The sequence below is a fragment of the Romboutsia sp. 1001713B170207_170306_H8 genome (assembly GCF_015550495.1).
GTDB lineage: Bacteria > Bacillota > Clostridia > Peptostreptococcales > Peptostreptococcaceae > Romboutsia_E.
Window position 1 is genome coordinate 1 of record NZ_JADNAX010000012.1, and the last position, 26,615, is coordinate 26,615.

General features: G+C 28.1%; 22 protein-coding genes and 1 pseudogene. 10 read left to right on the forward strand and 13 right to left on the reverse strand.

Annotated elements, in window-relative coordinates:
- Positions 1–107: 107 nt before the first annotated feature.
- Positions 108–392 carry a citrate lyase acyl carrier protein gene (gene citD / locus I2A66_RS14780; protein ID WP_122639768.1) on the reverse strand — a complete coding sequence of 95 codons (285 nt, stop codon included), beginning with the start codon at positions 390–392 and terminating at the stop codon, positions 108–110.
- 237 nt (positions 393–629) lie between these two features.
- Here citD and I2A66_RS14785 point away from each other — a divergent pair, with 237 nt between their 5' ends.
- The 5 genes and pseudogenes from I2A66_RS14785 to I2A66_RS14805 all read left to right on the forward strand — a co-directional run bounded on the left by I2A66_RS14785 (position 630) and on the right by I2A66_RS14805 (position 3,801).
- Positions 630–1,490: a LysR family transcriptional regulator gene (locus I2A66_RS14785; protein WP_147516836.1), complete on the forward strand. Its 861-nt coding sequence runs from the start codon at positions 630–632 to the stop codon at positions 1,488–1,490.
- 133 nt (positions 1,491–1,623) lie between these two features.
- Positions 1,624–2,295 carry a Crp/Fnr family transcriptional regulator gene (locus I2A66_RS14790; protein WP_122639772.1) on the forward strand — a complete coding sequence of 224 codons (672 nt, stop codon included), beginning with the start codon at positions 1,624–1,626 and terminating at the stop codon, positions 2,293–2,295.
- 12 nt (positions 2,296–2,307) lie between these two features.
- Positions 2,308–2,729, forward strand: a pseudogene (gene cdd / locus I2A66_RS17800) (cytidine deaminase).
- A gap of 37 nt (positions 2,730–2,766) precedes the next feature.
- A complete protein-coding gene (locus tag I2A66_RS14800) occupies positions 2,767–3,336 on the forward strand; it encodes an HD domain-containing protein (RefSeq protein ID WP_122639777.1) in 570 nt (189 codons plus the stop codon).
- A 117-nt stretch (positions 3,337–3,453) separates the two neighbouring features.
- Positions 3,454–3,801 (forward strand): DUF1540 domain-containing protein, encoded by a 348-nt coding sequence (locus I2A66_RS14805; RefSeq protein WP_122639779.1) that lies wholly within the window; start codon positions 3,454–3,456, stop codon positions 3,799–3,801.
- Between the two features lie 78 nt (positions 3,802–3,879).
- Here the strand turns inward: I2A66_RS14805 and I2A66_RS14810 are convergent, their stop codons facing one another.
- A complete protein-coding gene (locus I2A66_RS14810; protein WP_122639781.1) occupies positions 3,880–8,094 on the reverse strand; it encodes an acyl-CoA dehydratase activase-related protein in 4,215 nt (1,404 codons plus the stop codon).
- A gap of 243 nt (positions 8,095–8,337) precedes the next feature.
- Between I2A66_RS14810 and I2A66_RS14815 the strand changes: the two genes are divergently transcribed.
- Entirely contained in the window at positions 8,338–8,685 is a 348-nt protein-coding gene (locus tag I2A66_RS14815; RefSeq protein WP_122639783.1) for a phage holin family protein, read from the forward strand.
- Positions 8,686–8,938: 253 nt separating this feature from the next.
- Here the strand turns inward: I2A66_RS14815 and I2A66_RS17515 are convergent, their stop codons facing one another.
- From I2A66_RS17515 to I2A66_RS14825, 3 genes are read right to left on the reverse strand one after another with little or no spacing between them, the layout of a single operon-like run.
- Positions 8,939–9,598, reverse strand: a complete 660-nt coding sequence (locus I2A66_RS17515) for an ABC transporter ATP-binding protein (protein WP_330615487.1) — start codon at positions 9,596–9,598, stop codon at positions 8,939–8,941.
- Positions 9,589–10,701: an ABC transporter permease gene (locus tag I2A66_RS17520; RefSeq protein WP_306666836.1), complete on the reverse strand. Its 1,113-nt coding sequence runs from the start codon at positions 10,699–10,701 to the stop codon at positions 9,589–9,591. The genes I2A66_RS17515 and I2A66_RS17520 overlap by 10 nt, the downstream gene beginning before the upstream one ends.
- Positions 10,694–12,463 carry an ABC transporter ATP-binding protein gene (locus I2A66_RS14825; protein ID WP_195251913.1) on the reverse strand — a complete coding sequence of 590 codons (1,770 nt, stop codon included), beginning with the start codon at positions 12,461–12,463 and terminating at the stop codon, positions 10,694–10,696. The genes I2A66_RS17520 and I2A66_RS14825 overlap by 8 nt, the downstream gene beginning before the upstream one ends.
- A 176-nt stretch (positions 12,464–12,639) precedes the next feature.
- Between I2A66_RS14825 and I2A66_RS14830 the strand changes: the two genes are divergently transcribed.
- The 3 genes from I2A66_RS14830 to I2A66_RS14840 are packed head-to-tail and all read left to right on the forward strand — an operon-like array spanning position 12,640 to position 14,350.
- Positions 12,640–13,317 carry a response regulator transcription factor gene (locus I2A66_RS14830; RefSeq protein WP_122639789.1) on the forward strand — a complete coding sequence of 226 codons (678 nt, stop codon included), beginning with the start codon at positions 12,640–12,642 and terminating at the stop codon, positions 13,315–13,317.
- Positions 13,307–14,113 (forward strand): HAMP domain-containing sensor histidine kinase, encoded by an 807-nt coding sequence (locus I2A66_RS14835; RefSeq protein ID WP_147516833.1) that lies wholly within the window; start codon positions 13,307–13,309, stop codon positions 14,111–14,113. The genes I2A66_RS14830 and I2A66_RS14835 overlap by 11 nt, the downstream gene beginning before the upstream one ends.
- Positions 14,114–14,131: 18 nt before the next feature.
- Positions 14,132–14,350 (forward strand): sensor histidine kinase, encoded by a 219-nt coding sequence (locus I2A66_RS14840; protein ID WP_330615489.1) that lies wholly within the window; start codon positions 14,132–14,134, stop codon positions 14,348–14,350.
- 53 nt (positions 14,351–14,403) lie between these two features.
- Here the strand turns inward: I2A66_RS14840 and I2A66_RS14845 are convergent, their stop codons facing one another.
- The 3 genes from I2A66_RS14845 to I2A66_RS14855 form a co-directional block, all read right to left on the reverse strand.
- A complete protein-coding gene (locus I2A66_RS14845; RefSeq protein ID WP_195251914.1) occupies positions 14,404–16,728 on the reverse strand; it encodes an ABC transporter ATP-binding protein/permease in 2,325 nt (774 codons plus the stop codon).
- 83 nt (positions 16,729–16,811) lie between these two features.
- Positions 16,812–17,795, reverse strand: a complete 984-nt coding sequence (locus I2A66_RS14850) for an aldo/keto reductase (protein WP_122639795.1) — start codon at positions 17,793–17,795, stop codon at positions 16,812–16,814.
- A 187-nt stretch (positions 17,796–17,982) separates the two neighbouring features.
- The gene (locus tag I2A66_RS14855) at positions 17,983–19,389 is read right to left on the reverse strand and encodes a YfcC family protein (RefSeq protein WP_147516830.1); all 1,407 of its coding nucleotides are present in this window, start codon (positions 19,387–19,389) and stop codon (positions 17,983–17,985) included.
- A gap of 258 nt (positions 19,390–19,647) precedes the next feature.
- Between I2A66_RS14855 and I2A66_RS14860 the strand changes: the two genes are divergently transcribed.
- Complete coding sequence (locus I2A66_RS14860; RefSeq protein WP_122639799.1) at positions 19,648–20,340, forward strand: YoaK family protein; 693 nt, start codon at positions 19,648–19,650, stop codon at positions 20,338–20,340.
- Between the two features lie 40 nt (positions 20,341–20,380).
- Here the strand turns inward: I2A66_RS14860 and I2A66_RS14865 are convergent, their stop codons facing one another.
- The 5 genes from I2A66_RS14865 to I2A66_RS14885 form a co-directional block, all read right to left on the reverse strand.
- Positions 20,381–21,718: an aminopeptidase C gene (locus tag I2A66_RS14865; RefSeq protein WP_122639800.1), complete on the reverse strand. Its 1,338-nt coding sequence runs from the start codon at positions 21,716–21,718 to the stop codon at positions 20,381–20,383.
- Between the two features lie 84 nt (positions 21,719–21,802).
- Complete coding sequence (locus I2A66_RS14870; protein WP_122639801.1) at positions 21,803–22,150, reverse strand: winged helix-turn-helix transcriptional regulator; 348 nt, start codon at positions 22,148–22,150, stop codon at positions 21,803–21,805.
- A gap of 122 nt (positions 22,151–22,272) precedes the next feature.
- Positions 22,273–24,051, reverse strand: a complete 1,779-nt coding sequence (locus I2A66_RS14875) for a 1-deoxy-D-xylulose-5-phosphate synthase (RefSeq protein WP_147516829.1) — start codon at positions 24,049–24,051, stop codon at positions 22,273–22,275.
- Positions 24,052–24,313: 262 nt separating this feature from the next.
- Complete coding sequence (locus tag I2A66_RS14880) at positions 24,314–25,057, reverse strand: ATP-binding cassette domain-containing protein (protein WP_122639803.1); 744 nt, start codon at positions 25,055–25,057, stop codon at positions 24,314–24,316.
- A gap of 11 nt (positions 25,058–25,068) precedes the next feature.
- Positions 25,069–26,613, reverse strand: coding sequence for an ABC transporter permease/substrate-binding protein (locus I2A66_RS14885; protein ID WP_122639804.1), 1,545 nt, complete (start codon positions 26,611–26,613; stop codon positions 25,069–25,071).
- Between the last annotated feature and the right edge of the window lie 2 nt (positions 26,614–26,615).

Below are 26,615 nucleotides of genomic sequence, written 5' to 3' on the forward strand. Positions count from 1 at the left end.
TCAAACATTACTGAGTCTGGCTTATATATATGAACATCTCTTATTATTCCAGGATTATTTCCAGGAACAAATAGCATTGAACGTCTTAATTTCATTTTTATATCTCCTTATCTCCACTTATAGTCATTATTTTGAGCAGATCTATATACTGCAGCCTGTACTCTACTTATTATTACAGGGTCTATAGCCCCTTTGTCATTTGCAAATACTTTTGCATTTTCTACATTTAAAGATTCTAGTGTTTTTTTTATAACAGTTTCAATTTGCTCTCCAAACTGAGCCATTACTGTACTCTCAAGTTCAATAACTATTCCATTATCATTTGGCTCTAATATAATTTGAATATCACTTGATTCTAGTGTACCAGCAGTAGCCGTAACTAATAATTCCATCCTTTTTCTCCTTTTTGACTTCATATTTAACAATTATATGTATACATTTTTTTATTTTTGTATACATTCTCTATTACCCCTAATATATCAATTTATGAATAATTAGTAAAATAGTATAATTTTATAATTATTCATTCCATTTTGGAATGGTTGTAAAATATTAATATCTTTTGATTTGAATGTTATAATATTTATGACATACATATTTAATAAACTTCTAGAAGGGATGAATTTAACTTGAACGAAAAAGATTACGAGATTATATTAACTTTGCACGAAACTAAAAATATAACAAAAGCTGCAAATAAGCTTTATTTAACACAACCAACTTTAACAAAAAGAATAAAAAATATAGAATCAGAACTAGGATTTGAACTTATATTGCGCTCAAAAAAAGGAGTCTTATTTACTCCTTTCGGAGAATCTATAGTACCCTATATAAAAACAATTAACTCCAGCATAAAAGATATGAAGGAGTATATATCTTCTAATAAAGGAACTATTAGTGGCAATTTAAACATAGGAGTTTCTGTAAACTATGCAAATTATAAACTTCCACCTGTTATTAGAGACTTTACTCTAAATTATCCAAATGTAAATATTAAAATGATTGTAAGTAAAAGTATAAATATATTTAACATGTTAAAAAATGACGAAATTTCTATTGCTATAGTTAGAGGCGACTTTAATTGGGATGAGGGAAAAATACCTTTAAAAGAGGAACAAGTTTACTTTGTTTACCAAAATGAATGCGATATTGATAATCTTAATTCTCTACCATATATTAATCGGCATACTGACGCTGCTTTTCAAAGTTTAATAAAGAAATGGTTTAATGAAAATAATCTGCTTATGAATTCATCTAGATTAGATATTGATAATATAGAGGTTATTTTGGAAATGTGTGAAGCTGGTATAGGTTGGAGTGTCCTTCCACAAGTTTGTTTAGATAAGTTTGAAGGCTATAAAAAGCCTTTATATTTTAATGATGGTACTCCTTTTGTAAGAAATTCTTATATTTTATATAAAAATTCTTATTATAAGTTTCCACAAGTTGAGCTATTTATTAGAACTATACTTTCTAACAAAGATAATTAAAACTTTGTTTTACCTAGTTTACTTTTGCATTCTTTGTTTTTGGACAATTGTCCCTAATTTATTGTCTATATCTTGTTTATAATAAGTTATATGATATAATTTGTTTACATTATATTTAATAAGGAGAATACATATGAACAACTTATCTTATTTTTTAGATACTTGTCCTAATTATATAAAAAATAACTTTATTAATTTAACATTTAATACTTTTGATAAGATCTTATCACAAAATGAAACTGCTAATTTTGTATATATAATAAAAAAAGGTAAGGTTAAAGTTTATTCTCTAACACCCACTGGAATTAAATATTTAGAAAACATTTATTGTGAAAATGAATTATTCGGTGAATTAGAAGTTTTTATTGATAAACCAATACTAAACTATGTAGAAGCAATTGAACCTTGTGATGTTATTAAAATACCTAAAAATTATTTTTTAGAATGGGTTAAATCTGATAGTGATTTTTCTTTATATATAAATATTCAACTTTCTCAGAGAATGTATCATACATCTATTAATAGTAAGGCAAATATTGCTTATTCTCTAAAACATAGATTACTTTTCTTTTTATGGAAGTTTTTAGATGAGTATGACTTAGATTTAGTCCATAAAGACATCTTAGTCGAAGGTGTTGGATCAAATATTAGAAGTGTTAATAGGGTTATAAAAGAGCTCATTGAGGATAATATCATCGAATATAATAAAGGGTTTATAAGAGTTAAGGATTTTGATAAGCTTGTTAATATGATTTTTCCACCTAAAAGTAATCATTCTATATTAGACAACTTTAATGAAAATTAGGAGGACAATTATATGATTAATAAAAAGCTACTAATAGAAAAAGCATTTGATGCTCAAAAGTTTTGTTATACTCCATACTCAAACTTTAATGTAGGTGCAGCTTTACTTGGGGCTAGTGGTAAAATTTATCAAGGATGTAATATTGAAAATGCAGCATTCACTCCAACAAACTGTGCTGAGAGAACTGCTTTCTTTAAAGCGATTTCTGAAGGAGAAAAAGATTTTACTGCTATAGCAGTTGTAGGTAATAAAGAGGTGTAAAAGCTGGAGAAGGAGATTTTTGTGCTCCTTGTGCTGTATGTAGACAAGTAATGGCAGAGTTTTGTAATTTAAAAAATTTCAAAATAATTATTGCAAAAAGCACAGATGAATATTTAGAATATATATTAGAAGAACTTTTACCATTGGCATTTACTGGTAAAAACTTAGACTAAATATTTTTTAAATAAAAACCTATATGGGTAAATTTAAATGAATACATCAACATTTCTAGAAATATTAACAGTAGCAGAAAAGCTAAAATGTAATACTAGGCACTCATGGACATCTAGCGGACGCAATGAAAGTGTAGCCGAGCATAGCTGGCGTATTGCATTAATGGCATTATTAATGCGTGATGAATTTCCTAATATTGATATGGATAAGGTAATTCGTATGTGTTTAATTCATGATTTAGGTGAGGCCTTTACTGGTGATATTCCTACTTTTGAGAAAAAAGAAGAAGATAGTAAAAAAGAAGAAGAAATATTTTTTAACTGGATTGAAACCTTCCCTACTCCTTATCGTGAAGAATTCACAGAACTTTTAAAAGAAATGAATGAACGCAAAACTGATGAAGCTAAACTTTATAAAGCATTAGATAACTTGGAGGCAGTTATTCAGCATAACGAAGCGGATATTAGTACTTGGATTCCACTAGAATATGATTTGCAGTTTACTTATGGTGTAGATAAGATTGGATTTTCCCCTTATTTAAAAGAACTAAAAAAAGAAATAGACAAAAGAACTAAAGAAAAAATATCTCAAAAAAATGAATCTTAACTACTTAACATATCCTATATTTAATATTGTATTTTATATATTTTAAAAATATATAATCGAATTATATTTTACCTTTTGGAAATAATAAAATAGATATTTCTTAAGGAGGTAAATAAAATGCAAACAGAAAATTTAAAGTGTAATGCAACTGAATGTGCATATAATCAAGATCTTAAGTGTAAAGCAGGAAATATACATGTAAGTGGACTTGGTGCTGTATCAGTTGAAGGAACTACTTGTTTAACTTTTGCAGAAATTTTAGAAAATGATAATGGAGCATTTTATAATAAAGCTAATGGTACTTTTGTAAATAGTTCAAGTAACTCAATTACAAAACCAAGTGATATAAAATGTGAAGCTCATAATTGTATATATAACGAAAATAAAAACTGTCATGCAAAAAGTGTTCAAATAGATAAAAACAATACATACTGTGACACTTTTAATTATAAAAAACATATTTAACATTATAAAAACACATTAATGTATCTGAGCTTACGATACATGATAAAGTCCAGCAAATAATTTGCTGGACTTTTCTCATTATATTCTATTAAATGCACTTGCAAGCATAAGTTTAATTCTATTTATTTGGTTAACTTCACTTGATCCTGGATCATATTCAATAGGTACAATATTTAGTCCCTTACAATGCTTCTTTAGTGCTTTAATAGCACCTCTAGTATTAGCGTGAGCTGGTAAACATCCAAATGGTTGCATACATACTATATTTTTTACATCCCAATGGGTAAGCTCCATTATTTCTCCTGCTAACTTCCAACCTTCACCTGATTGATTCCCTAGTGATACTATCTTTCTAGCATTTTTAGCTGTATCTTCTATTCTCTCAGATACATAGAATAATTTACTATTTTTTAAAGCATCTATATATATTTTTTGGTATTGTTCAATAAATTTAATAGTAAACCTCCCTTTTAAACTACCAATTAAGCTACCTTCTAAGTTTTTATAGTTATATATATTATTATAAGCTGGTGCTAAAAACATGGATAATAAATCATTGGAAACAACTTCTACTCCTTCACTTTCTAGCATATCAACTATATTATTATTGGCTATTGGGCTTAACTTAACCAAAGATTCTCCAACTATACCTACCTTAGGCTTTTCTATATCTACTTTAGGTAAATTTTCAAAGTCTTTAATCATATAATGTATAACTTGTTTATATATCTCTTTGTTCATACCTTTAAATGATTCTTGACAAATCTTTAACCATTTTTCATAAAGTTTATTTGCACTTCCTTTTACTTTCTCATAAGGACGAACTCTATAAAGTACTTTAGTTAATAAGTCACCATATATCATACCTATTATAGCATTTTTAAGAATTTCGAAATTTAGGCCTTCAAGAGCATTTTCTTTTTTAACACCAGCTAGGCTAAGTGATAATACCGGTACATCTTCAATTCCTGCATCTTTTAATCCTTTTTCTAATAACTTTACATAATTTGTAAATCTACATTGGCCTTCTGTTTGTGCAAGTAATATTGAAGTATTACTTAAATCGTATTTACCCGATTTTAAAGCATCTATGATTTGACCTATAACCACTACAGCTGGATAGCATATATCATTATTTAAATACTTTAAACCTTCATTTACTACATTCTCACTATTCTTTAAAAGAACTACATCATAACCATTTTGTCTAAGCATTGCATGTATTACTTCAAAGTGTATAGGTGAAAATTCTGGTACAATAAGAGTTTTATTTTTACCTGGATTTATAAATGGTTTAACTTCTGGTAATTGTTTTATTTCTCTTACTACATTATTTAATTCTCTTTCATCAATTGCTGCCTTTAGGGATCTAAGTCTTATCCTTGCCGCCCCTAAATTACTTCCTTCATCTATTTTTATATTCGTATAAATCTTAGAATGAACATCGAGTATTTCTTGTACCTGATCTACTGTTATAGAATCTAGACCACATCCAAATGAAGTAAGCTGTACTAATTCAATATCATCTCTATTTGCAATATAAGTAGATGATGCATATAATCTCGAATGATATGCCCATTGATCTACTACATTAAGTGGTCTTACTACATTTCCTAAGTATGCTAAAGAGTCTTCTGTAAATACAGCTAGACCTAAGCTATTTATAAGTTTTGGTATACCATGGTTTATTTCTGGATCTATATGATATGGTCTACCACCTAATAGTATTCCTTTTGTATTATTTTCACTTATATATTTAAGTGTTTCTGAACCTTTTTTTCTTATATCTTCCTTAAAACGATCTTGCTCTTCATAGGCCTTATCTACACTTTTACTTATTTCTGATTTTGTAACATTAAATTTCTTTAATTCTTCTACTAGTCTTTTCTTAAGCTTTTTCTTATCTCTAATCGGTAAGAATGGACTCATAAAGTTTATATTTTTTTCACTTATAGTCTCCATATTATTTTTTATAACTTCTGCATAAGAAGTAACTACTGGACAGTTAAAGCAATTATCTGCATTCTCTTGTTCCTTAACTTCATGGATTATACATGGATAAAATATATCTTTTACTCCTTTTTCTATTAAATCTTCTACGTGACCATGTACCATTTTAGCTGGATAGCATGCAGTTTCTGATACTATAGATTCTAATCCTTTTTCATAAATATTTTTAGAAGATTCACTTGATAATTCTACTCTAAATCCTAATTCTGTGAATATTGTAAACCAAAATGGATAATTTTCATACATATTTAGTACTCTAGGAATTCCTATTGTTCCTCTTTTAGCTTTATCTTTGTCTAATGGCTTATATGAAAATACTCTATCATATTTATATTGATATAAGTTTGGTAAATTATCATTTTTATTAGCCGTAGCCAATGGTTCATCACATCTATTACCTGATAAAAATTTTTTATTATTTCCAAATCTATTTACCGTTAATAAGCAGTTATTCGAACATTTACCACATCTTACAGTGTTATTTTTTATTTCTAAGTTATCTACTTCTTTAAGAGTTGCTAAAGTAGTTTTATGATCTTTAGTAAATCTTTCTTTAGCGAGTATTGCTGCTCCAAAAGCTCCCATAAGCCCCGATATATTAGGTCTTATAACTTCTCTACTTGATAAAAGCTCAAAACTTCTAAGTACTGCTTCATTATAGAAAGTTCCACCTTGAACTACTATGTTTTCACCTAAATCATCTGGATTTCTCAATTTTATAACCTTGTATAAAGTATTTTTAACTACTGAATAAGCAAGCCCTGCTGATATATCTTCTACTGTAAAACCTTCTTTTTGAGCTTGTTTTACTTTAGAATTCATAAATACAGTACATTTTGAACCTAAATCGACTGGAGACTTAGCAAATAATGCTTTATTGGCAAAATCTTGTATATCAAGTCCTAGTGATTTGGCAAAAGCTTGTAAAAATGAACCACATCCTGCTGAACAGGCTTCATTTAAAGTTATACTTGATATAGTTCCTTTACTTATTCTTAAGCACTTCATGTCTTGTCCACCTATATCTAGTATAAAATCTACATCTTCACAGAAAAATTTAGATGCCTTATAATGTGCAACAGTTTCTATTTCTCCTACATCTATTCCAAATGCTTCTTTCAATAAAGCTTCTCCATATCCTGTAACACCAGAATTTACAATATTAGCTTCTTTAGGAAGATTTGTATATATCTCTTTTAATATTCCAATAGTGGAATTTACTGGATTTCCTTTATTACTAGCATAATAAGAGTAAAGTATATCTCCATTTTCATTTATTAAAACTGCTTTAGTAGTTGTACTACCTGCATCTATTCCAAGATAACAATTTCCTTTAGCTTCTTTTATAGATAAATGATTGACTTTGTTTTTGTTATGTCTTTCTTTAAAAACATTATACTCTTTTTCATTTTTAAATAATGGTTCTAAGCTATCTGTTTTTTCTTCACAATTACATGCTATAGATTCTAATTTATTTAAAATTGTATTATAGTCAGTTATATTTCTTTTTTCACATGATAAAGCTGCTCCCCATGCTATATATAGTTCTGAATCGTCAGGGAAAATTATATCTTTATCTTCTAGTTCTAAAACATCTATAAATCGTTTTCTTAATTCTGATAAAAATGTTAGGGGTCCACCCAAGAAAGCTACCTTTCCTTTTATTGGTCTACCACAAGCAAGTACACTTATTGTCTGAACCACTACTGCATGAAAAATAGATATTGCTATATCTTCTCTTCTTGCACCTTCATTTATTAAAGGTTGAACATCTGTCTTAGCAAAAACGCCACATCTAGCTGCTATTTGATATATATGAGAATAGTTTTTAGCTAACTCATTTAATCCACTTGCATCTGTATTTAAAAGAGCAGCCATTTGATCTATAAATGCTCCTGTACCACCTGCACAAGTACCATTCATTCTTTGTTCTACTCCACCTTGTAGATAAGTAATTTTTGCATCTTCTCCACCTAGTTCTATTACTACATCTGTATCTGGATTATTTACTTGTATAGCTTTAGTACTTGCTATTACTTCTTGTACAAAATCTATATCTAAGTCATTAGCTAAACTCATACCACCAGAACCTGCTATAGAAAATATTAATTTACTGTCCTTTATATATTCTTTAGAATCATTTAAGCATTTCATAAATGCATTTCTTATATCCGCTAAATGTCTTCTATATGTTTTATATATAATATTATCTTTTGCATCTATAACTACCATTTTTATAGTTGTAGAACCTATATCAATTCCTATCCTTAATAATTTACTCATTCTTCCTCCTTAAGATATGCTTGATGTCTGTATACTACAATAATTAAGTATATCAAATTTCTACTTATTTTTCATATTAAAATCTTAAAATTTGTTATAAAAAGTTAGATTTTTAGATTTTAAATTTTGTAAATAAAAGTATATTAACATAATAAAATATAGTATATTAGTTATACTTACTTTAGGTAGTATAGAAATGAGTAAAATTTATAATAATTAAAATTAAAAAAGGAGTTGAATTCTATGAAAAGATTTTCTTTATTTATTGTTATTAACGCTATTTCATTGTTTATAGTATCTAATTTAATGAGTAGCGTATATATTGGTTCTTTAAAAGCTTTATTAATATTAACTTTAATATTTGGATTATTGAATACATTTTTAAAACCAATATTACAACTTTTATCTTTACCTATTACTTTCTTAAGTTTAGGTCTATTTTCATTTGTAATAAACGGTATTGTATTAAAGTTAGCTTTTTCTATAGTTAATGGAGCTCATCTATATGGACTTTTTAACGCCATCATAGCTTCTATACTTTTATCTATTGCCAATACCATATTTTATAATGTACTAGATTCAGATAGATAAATATTTAATGATAATTTATAAATAATGATTTTAGAAAATATAAAATGCTTATATTTAAAATATTACATACGTATCATATTTTAAATATAAGCATGATTTCTATACACAATTATTGTATATTATAAAGTAAACTGTAGTAATTTGCGCACTTTTATTAATAATATAAATTTTAATTGCATTATAAATTTATATTCATGTAATTAGAATAATATATACTTTCCTTATAAAAAGGTAGTAATATATTTATTTTTTATTAACCTGCCTTCTCAAATTGACTATTATATAATTCTGCATAAAATCCTTTAGCTTCTAATAATTCATGGTGATTTCCACTTTCAATTATATCTCCATCTTTCATAACTAATATCACATCAGCATTTTTGATAGTTGATAATCTATGAGCTATAACAAAAGAAGTTTTACCTACTGTTAATTTATCCATAGCTTCTTGAATTAAAACTTCAGTACGAGTATCTACTGAACTTGTTGCTTCATCTAATATTAATAAAGGTGCATTTTTTACCATTGCCCTCGCTATAGTAATTAGCTGCTTTTGTCCAGCTGATAAATTTGTGCTATCATCTAATACAGTATCATATCCATGAGGCAATGTTCTTATAAAGTGGTCAATTCCAACAGCTTTACAAGCAGATACTATAACAGATTCAGAAACATCTTTTTTATTGTAAACTATATTATCTCTAATAGTTCCTTCAAATAACCAAGTATCTTGAAGTACCATGCAGAATAAATCATGAACTTTCTCTCTACTTAATTCTTGAATAGGGACTCCATCTATTTTAATTAGTCCACTACTTACATCATAGAACTTCATAAGCAAGTTTACTAAAGTAGTTTTTCCTGCTCCAGTAGGACCTACTATGGCAACCTTTTGCCCAGATTTTATATCCACTGAAAATCTTTTATTATTAATTTATCTTCGTTATATCCAAATTTAACATCTTCAAAACTAACATTACCTTCTATATTTTCAATATAAATGTTTTTGTCACTTTCATTAATCATTTCTTCTTCATCTAAAAACTCAAATACACGTTTGCATGCTGCTGTATTAGATTGTAAGCTGGTAGCAACTTGTGCAAGCTGACCAAGTGGTTGTGTAAAGTATCTAATATACATCATAAATGCTACTATTACACCAAAAGTTATTTTATTATTAAAAGCAAGCATGGCTCCAACTATACACACTGCTACATATCCAAAGTTACCTATAAATGTCATTAAAGGCATCATAAGACCTGATATAAACTGTGCCTTCCATCCACTTTCACGAAGCTTATTATTTAAATCTTTAAATTCTTTATTTGTTTTTTCTTGAGCATTATACACTTTAATTACACCATGACCTGTATATGCTTCTTCTACATGACCATTTACCTCACCAATAAGACGCTGTTGGTTTTCAAAATGTTTTTGAGATTTTGAGATTATCATCATCATTAGTGCAAATCCAAAAGCAGTAGATAGTATTGCTGTAATTGTTAAAGTTACATCTGTAACAAACATCATATATAAAGAACCTATAAGTAAAGATATACCACTAACTAAAGTTCCCATACTTTGATTTAATGTTTGACCTATTGTATCTACATCATTAGTCACACGACTTAAAACTTCACCAACAGTAGTTTTATCATAGTACTTTAGTGGTAATCTATTTATCTTATCGCTTATGTCACTTCTTAACTTTTTAGTTGTTTTTTGAGTTACTGTTGCCATTATAAATCCTTGTAAGTAAGATAATGTAATACTAATCGCATATAGTATAACTAAGAACATACCTATCTCATTTATTCTATTTATATTAATTCCCGTCATTATACCATTTGTGATTATATCAGTTACTTCACTTAGTTTATTGGGACTTATAACTGTGATTATAGATCCTCCTATTGCAAATATTAATGCAAAAACTAATGCTGTTGTATATTTTTTCATATATCTCATAAGGTTTAATAAACCACCTTCTGATCTTAATTTATTCTTACTACGCATTTACTAACTCCTCCTTTGAAAGTTGAGAATATGCTATTTCTTGATAAACTTTACATGTTTTCATAAGATAATTATGTGTTCCAATACCCACTATTTTACCTTCATCTAGAACTATTATCTTATCTGCATCAATTATAGTTCCTATACGTTGAGCTACTATTAAGTTTGTAGCTCCTTTTATTTCTGATTTTAATACTGAGCGTAGTTTTCTATCTGTTTTATAATCAAGTGCTGAGAAAGAATCATCAAATATATAAATTTCTGGCCTTCTACAGATTGCTCTTGCTATTGATAATCTTTGTTTTTGTCCTCCAGATACGTTCTTTCCTCCTTGAGAAATAGATGCACTATAAGTATTAGTCATCTTCTCAACAAACTCTGTTCCTTGAGCTATTTTTACTGCTTTTTTCACATCATTCTCAGAATAAATATCCTTACCATTATCACCATAAGCAACATTTGACATTATACTTCCAGTAAATAAAACTGCTTTTTGATGAACATACCCTAATATGTTATTAAGGGATTTTTGTTTATAATCTTTTACATTAACTCCATTTACTAAAACTTCACCTTCACTGACATCATAAAATCTTGGTATTAAGTTTATTAATGAAGTTTTACCGCTGCCTGTTGAACCAATTATCGCAACAGTTTCACCTTTATTAACTTTAAAGTTTATATCTTGTAGTACATATTCAGACTCTTCAGAATCAGGGTATTTAAAGCTAACATTTTTAAATTCTATCTCACCAGTCTTTGAAATATTTTTAATATCTTTGTTTCCATCTATTATACTTTCTCTTGTATTTAAAACCTCTAATATACGCTTAGATGATACAGAAGCTCTTGGTAGCATTATAAATATCATAGTTAGCATCATGAATGCCATTATTACTTGCATTGAATAAGATGAAAATACTATCATATCACTGAACAAGCCCATTTTATCCATCATATTAGCACCATCTATTAAGTACGCGCCTATCCAATATATAGCTAGTGACAAACCATTCATTACAAGCATCATTCCTGGTTGCATTATTGCCATAACTCTATTTATAACTAAGTTATTATTTGTTAAATCATTATTTACTTTTTCAAATTTTTCGCTTTGATATCCTTCGGCATTATATGCACGCACTACTCTAATTCCAGTTAAGTTTTCTCTATTAACTAAGTTAAGTCTATCCGTTAATTTTTGTATCTTTTTAAATTTAGGTAATGCAAAAATCATTATTATTAATATAATAAATAATAATACTAATAATGCCCCACCAGTAGCGGCAGTCCATTCCCATCCTTTACCTAATATTTTGCATACTGCCCAAATTGCTGTTATTGGAGCCTTTATTATTAATTGAAGACCCATAGCTACTATATTTTGAATTTGAGTTATATCATTAGTTGAACGTGTTATTAAACTTGATGTAGAAAACTTATTTATTTCTGCTAATGAAAATCCTTCAATCTTATCATATAACTTAGAGCGAAGAGTCCATGATAAGTTTGTAGCAATCTTTGCTGCAAAGTATCCTACTATAAATGATGCTACTAAACTCCCAAGAGCACATAGTAACATATATCCCCCAGAACTTAATATTTCACTTATCTCACTATTTGGTGTCTGAACTAACATTGTTATTTCAGACATATAATCTGGCAGTTTTAAATCTAAGTATACTTGTAAAACCACAAATATAAAGCTACATAATATAAACGACCAGTCTTTTCTTGTTAAATACTTTAATATTTTTAACATTATTTTTATTCCTTTCTTAATTAAATCAGTAAATATTATATTAGCTATTTTATGATACAAAAATTAACTAAAGATTAATTGAAGATGAACTAAAAATGAACTTTTTTATTTCATATTTATAGATATTGACTACTAAACATAATCTAATATAATTAAAATTACAAAGGAGTGATATCATGATTAATATTTTATTAGTTGAAGATGATGAAAAATTAAATAAATTATTTTATACCATTCTTTCTAAGCAAGGATTTAATATGTATAGTGCTCATAATGGTATTGAAGCTTTTAATATCTTAGAAAATAACCATGTTGATTTAATTATTTCCGATATAATGATGCCTAAAATGGATGGATATCAATTCACAGATTCAGTTAGAAAAGTAAATTCTGAAATTCCGATTCTAATGATTACTGCAAAAGATGATTTTCATTCAAAACAAAAAAGCTTCTTAATTGGTATAGATGACTATATGGTAAAGCCTATTGATGTTAATGAAATGATACTTAGAGTTAATGCCCTTCTAAGAAGAAGTAAAATCGTCCAAGATAAAAAACAAGTTGCAGGAAAAACAGTTTTAGACTATGACTCTTTATCTGTAACTAGGGATGGCGAAACTATAGTTTTAACTCAAAAAGAGTTTTATCTATTATATAAACTTTTATCTTATCCTAATAAGGTATTTACTAGAAATCAACTTATGGATGAAATTTGGGGATTAGATAGCCCTTCTGATGTACAAACTATAGATGTTCATATAAACAGACTTAGAAGACGTTTTGAGAATAATCCTGACTTTAAAATTATTACAGTAAGAGGTTTAGGGTATAAGGTGACAAAAAATGAGATTTAGAAAACCATCACATATATGGATTCCATTTTTAATGAATATATTTCTAACTTCGTCTATTATTTTACTTGTAGTTAGTTTAGGTTTTTCTATAGGAACAAAATTAGACGTGGCTAATAATGAAAATTTAAGTACTTTTTGGGGTATAAGTCTATTTATATTAATAAACATAGCTCTAGCTTCTACATTTACATTAATTATAGGTGTATTAACTAATAATTTTATGAAGCCAGTAAATAAGTTGATTGAAGCTACAAATGAGGTTGCAAAAGGTGACTTTTCTATAAGACTCGATGAGAATACTCATCCACCTGACATTCATAATATGAATGCATCTTTTAATAAAATGGTTAAGGAATTAAGTAGTATTGAAACATTAAGAAATGACTTTATCATAAATGTTTCTCATGAATTTAAAACACCTATAGCAGCTATTGAAGGCTATGCAACATTATTACAAGATAATAGTTTAACAGAAGAGGAAAGAATGGAATACACTAAAATTATTTTAGATAGTTCTAGACAGATATCATCTCTTTCTGGAAATATTCTTAAACTATCTAAACTAGAAACTCAAGAAATTATACCTGATAAAAAATATTTTTCTTTAGATGAACAGCTTAGACAATCTCTATTATTACTTGAAACTCAATGGTCTAAAAAAAATATAGACATTGATATGGATCTAAAAAGTATCAATTACTATGGAAGTGAAGATTTACTAATGCAAGTCTGGTTAAATATATTTAGCAATGCTATTAAATTTACTCCAAATGATGGACTGATTGTAACTAGATAAAAAACTACATCTAAAGGTATCTGTGTTACTATAAGTGACAACGGTATTGGAATGAGTAAGGAAGTTCAAGATAGAATTTTTGATAAGTTTTATCAAGGTGACAACTCTCGAAATTTACAAGGTAATGGCCTTGGAATGACTTTAGTAAAAAAAATTCTAGATTTATGTAAATGTGAAATTACTATTCAAAGTAATATAAATAAAGGAACAACATTCAATGTATATCTTCCAATTTAGGAAAATTAAAAATAGAGGTACTATCTTTATCGATAGTACCTCTATTTTTAATTTTAGCTCCTTAAAGATTCCACTGGATCTTTTTTAGCTGCAAATTTTGCTGGTATCCATCCACCAATCATAGTAAGTACTACACTTATTACTAGTAATGAAACAGCATGTACTGGATTTAAATTAGCAACATTTTCTAAATCAGTCATTTGGTAAAGAATATTGTTTATTGGGAATGTTAATGCCCATGCTAAGAATATTCCTAATAATCCCGAACAAGAACCTATTATAAATGTTTCTGCATTAAATACTCTTGTTATATCTTTCTTTCTTGCACCTAAAGCTCTAAGTATACCTATTTCTTTTGTTCTTTCTAATACTGATATATATGTGATTATACCAACCATTATTAATGAAACAACTAATGATATAGATGCAAAAGCTACTAATACAATTGTTATTCCATCCATTATACCACCCGTCATATCAGACATAGCTTGAGCTAGGTCAGTATATACAATCTCATCATCTGCTGATTTTACTTTATCATTGTAAGCATCTAAATAATCTACAACTTGATCTTTTGCATCAAAGTTCTTTGGATAAATCATAATAGCATAAGGAGTAGAATCCCCACCTAAGTAAGATATTAGAGACGATTTATTTTCTTCATCTACTGCCTCTCTAGTAAGAACATTGAAGTCAGCATCTTTTTGTGCTTTTACTATCTCTGAATCTAGTGCATTATCTACTACTAATTCTGTAAGCTTATCACTATATGCTATTCCATTAGCTAACATACCAACTCCACTATTAGCATTTTCACGAACTATAGCTTTTATTGTTAAAGTTATACTATTATCACTATTATAAGCTTTTTCTAAATCAGTTGTAGGCATAAATGTTCCAAAAGAAGTTTCTTCATAGTAGTCATTATTATCTATAAGCTTAAATTCCATTCCAACTAAATCATCAAAATCTATACTATCTAAGTCTTCTATATCTAACCCAATAGATTTTATAGTATTTTTATCTATTCTATTTTTAAAATCTACTACAAGAACTAAGTCAGTATCCTTAGTTGGGTATTCTCCAGCTAATACATCATAATTCTTTTCTATGTAAGAACCTTCATTATCATTTATCATTTCTGGATAAGATGATATATAAGTTGATGGCATAGGTGAATTATTACTTTGATTTGTAAATGATGATACTTTATAATTATCATCTATTTTACTTATAAGATTCATATTTGCTATTCTTGTATAACCAATACTAGAACAAATATCTTTATTTATATTATTTAAATAGTTTAAAAAGTCATCACTAAAATTATTTTTATGAGTTTTTATAGTATCACTTTGGTCATATAAAAATACCTCATTACTATCAACATATTCTTTTTTACCTGCAGCATTACTTGCCATTTCATTATGCATAGCTTCCATATCTACTTCTTGAGAAGTTTGAGATATTGTTATAGGATATTCTGCTAAAGTATCAGATTGAACTTCTTCTATTTTTGTGTTAAAACCTGAAGATAAACTAAGTATTACCGCTATTCCTATTATACCTATACTCGATGCAAAAGCTGTTAAAAATGTTCTTCCTTTTTTAGTTTTAATATTAGTAAAAGATAACTTTAAGGCTGTTAAAAAACTCATACTTGTTTTCTTTAATGAATAAGCTCCATCACGTATTCCTTCATTTAACTTATTTGAGTCTGATACTATATTTCCATCTTTAAACTCTATAATTCTATCTGCATAATTATGAGCTAACTCTGGATTGTGAGTAACCATTATTACTAACTTATCTTTTGCTATATCTTTTATTAATTCCATAATTTGTACACTAGTTTTAGTATCAAGTGCACCTGTAGGTTCATCCGCTAAAATTATATCTGGGTCATTTGCTAATGCTCTAGCTATAGCAACTCTTTGCATCTGCCCACCAGATAGTTGATTTGGTCTTTTATGAACATGATCTTTTAATCCAACTCGTTCAAGAGCCTCTAGTGCCTTTTCTCTTTTTACTTTCTGAGATACACCACTTAGAGTCATCCCCATCTCTACGTTTGAAATTATGTCTAAGTGGTTTATTAAATTGTAGCTTTGAAAAATGAATCCTATAGAGTTATTTCTATAAGCATCCCCATCTGTATCTTTGAATTCCTTTTTGGATTTTCCATTTATAATAAGATCTCCACTATCGTATTTGTCAAGTCCACCTATAACGTTTAAACATGTTGTTTTTCCAGAACCACTTGGACCTAATATGGCAACAAATTCATTTTTTCTAAAATTTACTGACACACTATCTAGTGCTATTTGTGTAAAGTCCCCAGTGGTATAGCTTTTTCTTATGTTTTTTAATGTAAGCATATTTTCTCCTCCTGTAAATTATGATATAATACTACATCTTAAACATGAACTTAACATTAACTTTAAAAAAATAATTTAAAATATTACTTTTGAGCCATAATTCCAACTAATTTATGAGGTATATATGGTTCTTCTAAATATTCTATTTCCTCATCTGTTAGTTTTACATCAATAGCCTTAATTGCTTCTTCAATATGAGAAAGTTTGGTTGCTCCAACTACTGGCGATGTTGTCTTTGATAATAACCAACCTAGAGCTACTTGTATTCTTGTCATATTTCTTTTCTGTGCTATTTCTGCAACACGGTCTATTATTATTCTATCTTGATTTACAGTTAAGTCATATTTACTCTTAGCAAATGAATCTTCTTCTAATCTTTTAGTTATTTGTGATATATCTCTAACTAATCTACCTGATGCAAGTGAGCTATAAGGTGTCATAGCAATATTACTTTCCTTGCAACAAGTTACCATTTCTCTTTCTTCTTCTCTAAATAATAAATTATAATGATTTTGAACTGATATAAACTTACTCCATCCATTTTTATCCGCTATGCTATTTGCCTTTTCTAATTGCCATGCAAAGCAATTTGAAATACCAATATAACGTATTTTCCCTGCTAGGACTTGTTCATTTAAAGCTTTCATTATTTCTTCAATTTGTGTGTTATAATCCCACATATGATATATATATAAGTCTATGTAATCAGTTTCAAGGTTAGATAAGCTTTGATTAAGCATATTATTAATATGTTCTTTTGCACTAACATTAGAGTCTATTTCTGTTTGACTTCTTATTGGAAATTTTGTAGCTATAATAACATCTTCACGATTAGCTAAATCCTTTAATGCACGACCAAGATATATCTCACTCGTACCATTTTGATATCCTATTGCTGTATCAAAAAAATTAATACCTACATCAAGAGCTTTCTTTATAATCTCTTTAGATTTTTCTTCACTAAGTGTCCATGAGTGCATACCTTGACTTGCATCCCCAAATCCCATGCAACCTAAACATATTCTTGAAACCTCTAAGTCTGAATTTCCTAATTTTGTATATTTCATAAATACCCCCTATAATTTGCTTCCTTTCTTAATATACTAATACTTAGAGTTAACTCTAAGTCAATACAAAATTAAATTTTTAACCTTCTATTCCTATTAATTACTTATATACAATTAAAAATTTTTTCATTAATAAAAAATAACCTAAAATTATGTTAAGTACATAACTTTAGGTTATTTAAAGTTATTATAAAAGCATCATTGCTATTGATAATATAATTGCTGATGCTATAAATATTGTTATTATAACTTTAGTAACAAATTTTACCCAAGTTGCATAATCTACTTTTGCAATTGCAAGTGTTCCCATTATAACCCCACTCGTTGGTGTTACAAGGTTTACTATACCACTACCTGCACTGAATATTGATATAACTACTTCTGCTGGAAACCCTAAGCTAACTGCTAATGGTCCAAATATTGGCATTGATAATCCTGCTAAACCAGAAGTAGATGGTATAAAGAACGATAAAACCATATAAATTAATAAAGCAACTATTGTAAATATTATAGGTGACATTCCTCTTAGTACTAAAGATGCAGAGTTTAAAACATAGTTATCTAATCCTGTTGAACTCATTATTACAGATATTCCTTTTGATACACCTATAACTAATGATACACCTACCATATCTGCTGCACCATCTATAAAAGCCACAACTATTTCTGTTTCTTTCATTCTATAAACTAATCCTATGATAACTGACATAATTACAAACCACATACCTAAATCAGAAAACCACCAATTACCAAGTGAAGAACCTGTCAAAAATGAAGTATTATTAAAAATTGTTATACCAAATTTCTCCCAAGGTATTATCCCTGCTACCATTATTAAGAATGTAAATCCAAATAATGCAAGAACTACTTTTCTTTTAGAAGTAAATTCTATTACATCATCACTTGATTTATCTCCTATAAATGCTTCTTTTGCACGATGGAATTCATCATCTGTTAATAATGTAGCACTTTTATCTTTTTGAACTTTTTTAGCATAGCTCATGACAAAGTATATTGAGATAAGTAGTGATACTAACCATAATGCTATTGCTGTACCTATTACTATCACTTGGTTAGCATCTATTCCTACACCATTTAGAGCTCCTATTGCTGTCGAAACTAAAAATGGATTAACAGTTGAACCTAAAACACCACAACCTGCGCCTAAAATTAATGTCGCCACTGATACTAAAGGGTCAAATCCTGCAACTATCATTGTAGTTGTAACAAGAGCTGTAAATGCTATTGTTTCTTCTGCCATACCAAAACTAGTTCCACCTAAAGAGAATAGGAACATTAGTACCGGTATTAGTATTAATTCTTTTCCTTTTAACTTGCTAACAACTGAACCTATTCCCGCATCTAAAGCACCAGTTTTTGTTGTTACACCTAAGAATCCGCCAATTAATAAAACAAATATAGCTATATCAATTGCTTCTAATAGACCATTTATAGGAGCCATAACAAAATCAGATAATTTTGCACCTCTAACTCCTGGTATAAAGTTAGTTACTATAGCTATAATAGCGGTTATAGCTAATAAAACAGTATACGCACTTGGTAGTTTAAATACCTTTTTGTCATTTGTAGTCATTTTTATTTCTCCTTTAATTCCTATTACTTTTTATTAATTTCCCCATAAATTAATTTTTTATATATTAATATTTTCAATTTATAATCATGTTATTTATGTATACTTTATTTAAAAATCTTTAGCGTTAATTATAAGGATAACTTAGATAAAAAATTAATTCTAACATATACACGTATATGAGAATATTATTTAACATACTATAATCAAAAGTAAAATCTAACTATCACAAATGTTAGAATATAAAAGAGGTAAAATTATATGAATAGAAAACAAGATAATAATGATAAAAAAATACCTCCTTGGGAAAATCCAATATTCTTAATTATAATGACTATTATCGGAGGATTTATGAATGCTTACACTTACATTACAAGAAATGAAATACTAGCAAATATGCATACTGCTAATATGTCTAAATTAGGGATTAATATTGCTCTTGGAAATTGGAAAAATGCGCTTAACTTCTTTATTCCTATTATAGCTTGTGTATTAGGTGCTGCATTTTCTGAATATGTTGCATATTTAATAAAAAAAAGTAAGTATAAAGGAAATTGGAGAAAAATAGCTTTACTTATAGAGTCAATAGGGTTGTTTAGTATTGGCTTTATACCTTTATCTGTATTAGATTTTATAGTTACGAACTTAGTATCTTTTTGGATGGGATATCAATTATGCCTGTTTAAAAAGTGTCTAGGTGTTGGGTACAGTACAACTATATGTACAGGAAATATTAGAACTATAGGACAGTTTTTATACGATGCATTAGAAGAAGAGAATAAATTTTATACAATAAAGCTAATTACATTCACTGTACTTACATTTTCATTTGCTCTAGGAGCTGCTTTAGGTACTTTAATTTCGATTTCTATAAGTGTTAAGTCTGTATGGATTCCTAGTATCATATTATTATCTCAAATGATATGGATACATACATATGATATTATTAAATAAAAAAGCAATAGTTAGTTGCTATTGCTTTTTTATTTAAGGTTTATGCTAATGAACCCATAGGATCCCATGGTTGTAAAACAATCGGATCTGATTCGTATTGATCTATTAATTCTTTTGTTAAATATTTCTTATTTATTACAATTTGGTATACATATTCAGAAAACCACTTATCAGACATTATATAAAATCCTTTATTCCCACTATCGTTTCCCCAACTATTCTCTACCTTCCATTTAATAGGTTCATCATATCTCTCTAAGTCTACTCCAGTAAATACCATAGCATGAGTCATAAGGCTCTCACCATAATCAAGTCTTTCTGCTTTATTCATAGCAAACTCAGTTTTAAATAATTTATTAGCTTGAACTCCATCAATATCCATAGATCCATATTCTTTATCAAGAAATTGACCTACATCACATCCAAACCAGACCACATTTCCATCTTTTAACTGATTAATTGCTAATTTCTTTAGGTCTTGAACTGGAAGATTTAAATGTCTTATAATATTTCCTTCTTTTACATTACCAAGGAATTTTATAGTATAACTATGATTAAATGGTTTGTCATTTGTAGGTGCATTAATAATACTTACATAATCATCTAAATTCCAATCTACATAATCTTCAAAGAATTGATTTGGTGTAATATTCTTAATTCTAATAAAAGTGTTCTCTTTATCTTTAACTTCCCAAGTAAATTTCTTTGGAGGCTTTCCTATAGATATACAAAGCATACGATATATTGTAGCCATCATATCTTTTTTCTTAGCTCGAAGTTCCTCTATACTTTCACCTAAATTATAAGATTTTCTTATTTGACATGCAAATTCTCTTAATTTTTTTGTAAGCCATGGATTAATTTCATCTGTAGAAGTTGATACAAAAGTATCTGGCATTACATCCTTTGGAACAACACCATACTTTCTAACTAGATTTGCTAACATATCCCACTGACCACCATCATTAAGAGGTGCTGATAATAAAAAACTAATTAATCTGCTATCTGTAGGCTCTCTTAATGTTTCTAGAATACTTTCTAAGAAATAATTAGATTTTTCTAGTTTATCATAGAATAATATATAACTTTGAGAAAGTTCCATATTATCTAAGTTAAGATTCTTCATAACATCCAATCTCATAGTATTTAATGCCGCAAATACCCAGCATAGTCCAGCCCTTTTTTGATTTGTTATTTCTCCAGATTCTATATCAATGGAAAATGTATATTGCATTCTACGCTTAAGATCATAATCTCTTATAGCCGCACTTACACCTGATTTATTTACCATGTTCATAGCTATAATATTTTGTGTTTCTTTGTCAAACATATATTCAAGTTCATCTAGAATTTTTGTATTTATTGATTTAAAAGTCATAATCCACCTCTATTTTATTAATCATGTTTAGGTATATATCCTTTTAAATACTATTCCAGTGTAAATAAGTCTATTACAATTTATTTATAAATTGTAATCTTTAGGTACATATTCATGTCCCCATTTACATAGTGAATTTAAAATAGGCATCATAGATTTACCAGTATCTGAAAGTGAGTATTCCACTTTTGGAGGTACTTGTGGATATTCCTTTCTTATAATAATACTATCACTCTCTAATTCCTTTAGTTGATTACTTAGCATCTTATGTGTTACTTTACCCAATGCTCTCTTTAAATCGCTATATCTAAGAATTTCTTTTTTCCATAGCCAAAACAATATGTGCATTTTCCACTTACCACTAATTAGTGAAATTGCATATGCAAATGGTCTTACATCAATTTCTTTTTCTTCTAATTGTATTTCATTCATATTTATTCTCCTTTTATTAAAATAATCTATAGATTAGCATAACTTCTTAATTTAAATTATTAATAACATTGATATAAAAACAAGTGGTTAACTCAATATTGAGCTAACCACTTGTTTTTATATTACCCTAATATTTTTAAATCTTCAAGTACTCTTTCTATGTCATTAACTATTAATTCTTCAGTTAGATGATAGCGCTCATATAATACTTCTAATGGAACACTATTAGTAAATTCTTTGTTTGCACCAAAGTTTAATACTCTCATAGATGAATCACCATAGAATCTTGATATCTTTTCACCAAATCCACCATCAAGTATTCCATCTTCTAATGTTATCACTAGCTTATGATACTTCTTAAGCTCATTTAATAACTCTTCATCTAAGCCAGTTATAAATCTTGGATTTATTAATGTAGCATTAATACCAAATTCTTTTAATTTATATTGAACTTTCTTACCTAAATGGAAGAATGATCCAAGGCCTATTATTGCAACTTCATTTCCATCTTCAACTTTGACATACTTATTCAAATCATAAAAATTAGGTTCAACTTCAACCCCACTTGATATAACTTCCATATTAGGAACACGTATAGCTACTGGATGCTTTTCTTGGTCTATAGCCCACTCAACCATAGCAAGATGTTCTTCCTTAGTAGTTGGTGCTAAGTAAACTATATTCGGTATATTAGATATTAAAGGTATATCAAATAATCCTAAGTGAGTTATATCTGACCCACTTATTCCTCCCCAATAAACCATAATCGTTGCTGGATTATTATTTATAGCAAGGTCTTGAGATAATTGGTCATATGTTCTTTGTATAAATGAACTTAAGAATGATGCTACTGGTTTACCTCCTCTTTTTGCTATACCTGATGCAAGTGCTATTGCATGTTCTTCTGCTATACCAACATCTACATATTGATCTTTTAGTTTAGTTCTAAAGCCGTTTACTCCTACTATACTTGGGGTAGCAGCTGTTATTGCTACTATGCTACTATCTTTTTTTGCTTTTTCTATTAAAAATTCTTCTGTTATATTTGCATAAGATTTAACAGGTTGGCCAGCAAATTTTAATTCTTTTGTTTCTAAATCAAATGGCATTACCCAGTGGAATGCTTCTTTATTTATTTCTGCATCTTCATATCCTTTACCTTTTACAGTATGCATATGAATTACTACTGGATGATTTGTATCTTTAACTTTTTTAAAAACTTCTATTAAAGATTCTATGTTATTTCCATCTTTAACAAAGTGATATTCAAATCCTAATGACTTGAAAAAGTTATTTTCTGCGTTTCCTTCACTTTCACGAAGTATGGCTAAGTTTTGATATAATCCACCATAGTTTTCTGCTATAGACATATCATTATCATTTACTAATATTATTATATTTTTATTAGATGATGCGGCATTATTTAAACCTTCATAAGCCTCTCCTCCACTTAAAGAACCATCACCTATTATAGCTATAATATTTTCTTTTCCTCCAACTACATCTCTTCCTTTTGCAAGTCCGCAAGCTAAACTTACTGAAGTTGATGTATGACCTATTGTAAAGAAATCATGTTCACTTTCTCTAGGCTCTGTATATCCTGTGATACTTCCAAACTTTTCAGGATTTATAAAAGCTTCTTTTCTTCCAGTTAGTATTTTATGTGTATATGATTGATGTGACACATCATATACAAACTTATCTACTGGTGAATTAAATACATAATGTAGTGCTATAGTTGCTTCTACCATACCTAAGTTTGGTCCAAAGTGACCTCCTGTTGTACTTACTTTTTTAATTAATACATCTCTTATTTCCGAAGATAATAAATTTAATTCTTCTCTTGATAAAGATTTTAAATCTTTAGGTTCATTAACTTTATTTAAAATATTTAATGACATATCTCTCCTCCAGTTGATTATCTCTTTCTTATCACATTGAAAAGTATAATTCCTAGAGTTAACTCCAAGTCAATAGATTATTCTAAATTTTTTTAAATTTATTAATCAAAATAAAATTTATAGCCTAAGCTAATGAGATCTTTAATATGGTCTTACTGAAACAGGATATAGCCTTAAGCCTATTCTTAAATCTATGCTTTCATTGGGAGAAAAGTATAAAAATAATTAAAAAAACGACCTAAAAATATATTTAGGTCATTTTTTATTTAATATAACTTACTTCTCTTTCAATAAGCTTCTTTACAAAATCATTCTTAGGATTATTTAATATTTCACTAGGCGTACCAAATTGTTGAATCCCTCCTTTATCCATAACTAAAACTTTACTTCCAAGCTTTAATGCTTCTCTAATATCATGTGTAATAAAAATAATAGTAATGTTTTCTTCTTTTTGTATTCTTATAATTTCATCTTGTAAGCTAGAACGAGTAATTTCATCCACAGCTCCAAATGGTTCATCCATAAGTAATATATCAGGAGATGCAGCAAGTGCTCTAGCTATACCTACTCTTTGCTGCTGACCACCACTTAATTCATTTGGATATCTTTTTAATAGTTCTTCATCTAATCCAACTATTTTTATCCATTTCTTTACTGCTTCTTTAGTTTTATTTTTATCTCTTTTATTCCAAAGATTTGGTACATAAGAGATATTATCTTCTATACTCATATGTGGAAATAATACACTTCCTTGAATTGCATAACCGATATTTCTTCTTAATTCTATAATATCTACGTCTTGAGTACACTTTCCATGAACAAATACCTTACCTTTATCTGGAGTAATTAATCCATTTACCATCTTTAATAGTGTAGTCTTCCCACATCCTGAACTTCCTACTACACTTAAAAATTCACCTTTCATTATTGATAGATTAAAATTTTCTAAAATTACTTTATCTTTATATACTTTTTTTATATTCTTGAATTCAATTGTAATTTTCATATAACCCCACCTCATTTACTTAAAATACCTATTTTTACTAAATATTCATGTGCAACAGTTTCTGCATCCATACCTTCTGTCTCTACCATATAATTTAATTTTGCCATCTCACTATCATTTAGTATTCCTTCCATTTCACTAAAAACATCTTCTAATTCAGGATATTCATCCAATACTTCATTTCTTACAACCATAGCACCCATTGCTGTGGAGAAAAATTCTTTGTCATCTTTTAATACAATAACACCTGATTCAGTTAACTGTCCATCTGTAGTAAATATATCCATAACATCTACTTTACCTTCATTAATTGCTTTATACTTTAATCCTATATCTAAGTCCATAGTTTTTTTAAATTTAAAATTATATTTTTCGGAAAGTGCACTGTATCCATCAGGTCGTTCAAAGAAATCATACTCTCCACCAAAAACTAATTTATCTGATACTTTGGCTAAGTCTGAATATGTTTTTAAATTATATTTATCTGCAATTTCTTTTCTTACAGCTATTCCATAAGAATCATTAAAACCTAATATACCAGTCCATGTAAAACTAAATTTTTCCTTATATTCTTTTACTAACTCATCATACATTTCTTCATTATAAAAACCATCATGCTTTAATACCATATTCCAACCTGTTGAAGTATATTCTGGATACATATCAAACTCACCACTTACCATTCCTGGCTGAATATTAGATGTACCGCCTCCAACACCTTGTGTTACCTCTACATTAATATCTGTTTTTTCCTCTATCATTTCCTTAATCATAGCCCCAATAATATATTGCTCTGTCATTGGCTTTGTTGCTAAATGTATAACTTGGTTATTATCTTTATTCTTATAAAAAGTTAAACCACCAATAATTAAAAATATAAACACAATAGCTGATATAAAAATTTTTAAATCTATTTGTAAATTAGATTTTTTATCTATAATTATTCTTTCTATAACTCCTAGTATTCCATCAATAATAAGTGCTAAAATTGCTATTAATAAGCTTCCTATTATTGTCATTGATGTATTATTAGTAGTTATGCCTCGATATATAGCAATACCTAATCCACCTGCTCCAATAAAAGATGCTATTCCGGCTAATGCAATTGTCATTGTTACCATATTCCTAATACCTGACATAATTATTGGCATTGCTAAAGGTAATTTTATTTTATATATAATTTGAAGTCTTGTACTTCCCATACCTGTAGCTGCTTCAATTACTGCATCATCAATATTTTCAATTCCTGTAAATGTATTTCTTACCATTGGTAATAATGCATAAATAGATAATGCTATAATGGCTGTTTTATTTCCTATACCAGAAAAAGGTATTAAAAACCCTAATAAAGATATTGATGGTATGGTGTATAAAAAATTAATAATACCTAATACACATTTAGAACTCTTCTTAAATTCACTAATAATAATTCCAATAACTAAACCAATAATGCAAGATATTGTTACTGCAATAAATGATATCTGTAAGTGTTGACATAGTAAGTTTATAAAAAATGCACTTTTTTCTTGAAGTAAATTTATCATTTCACTTAACACAC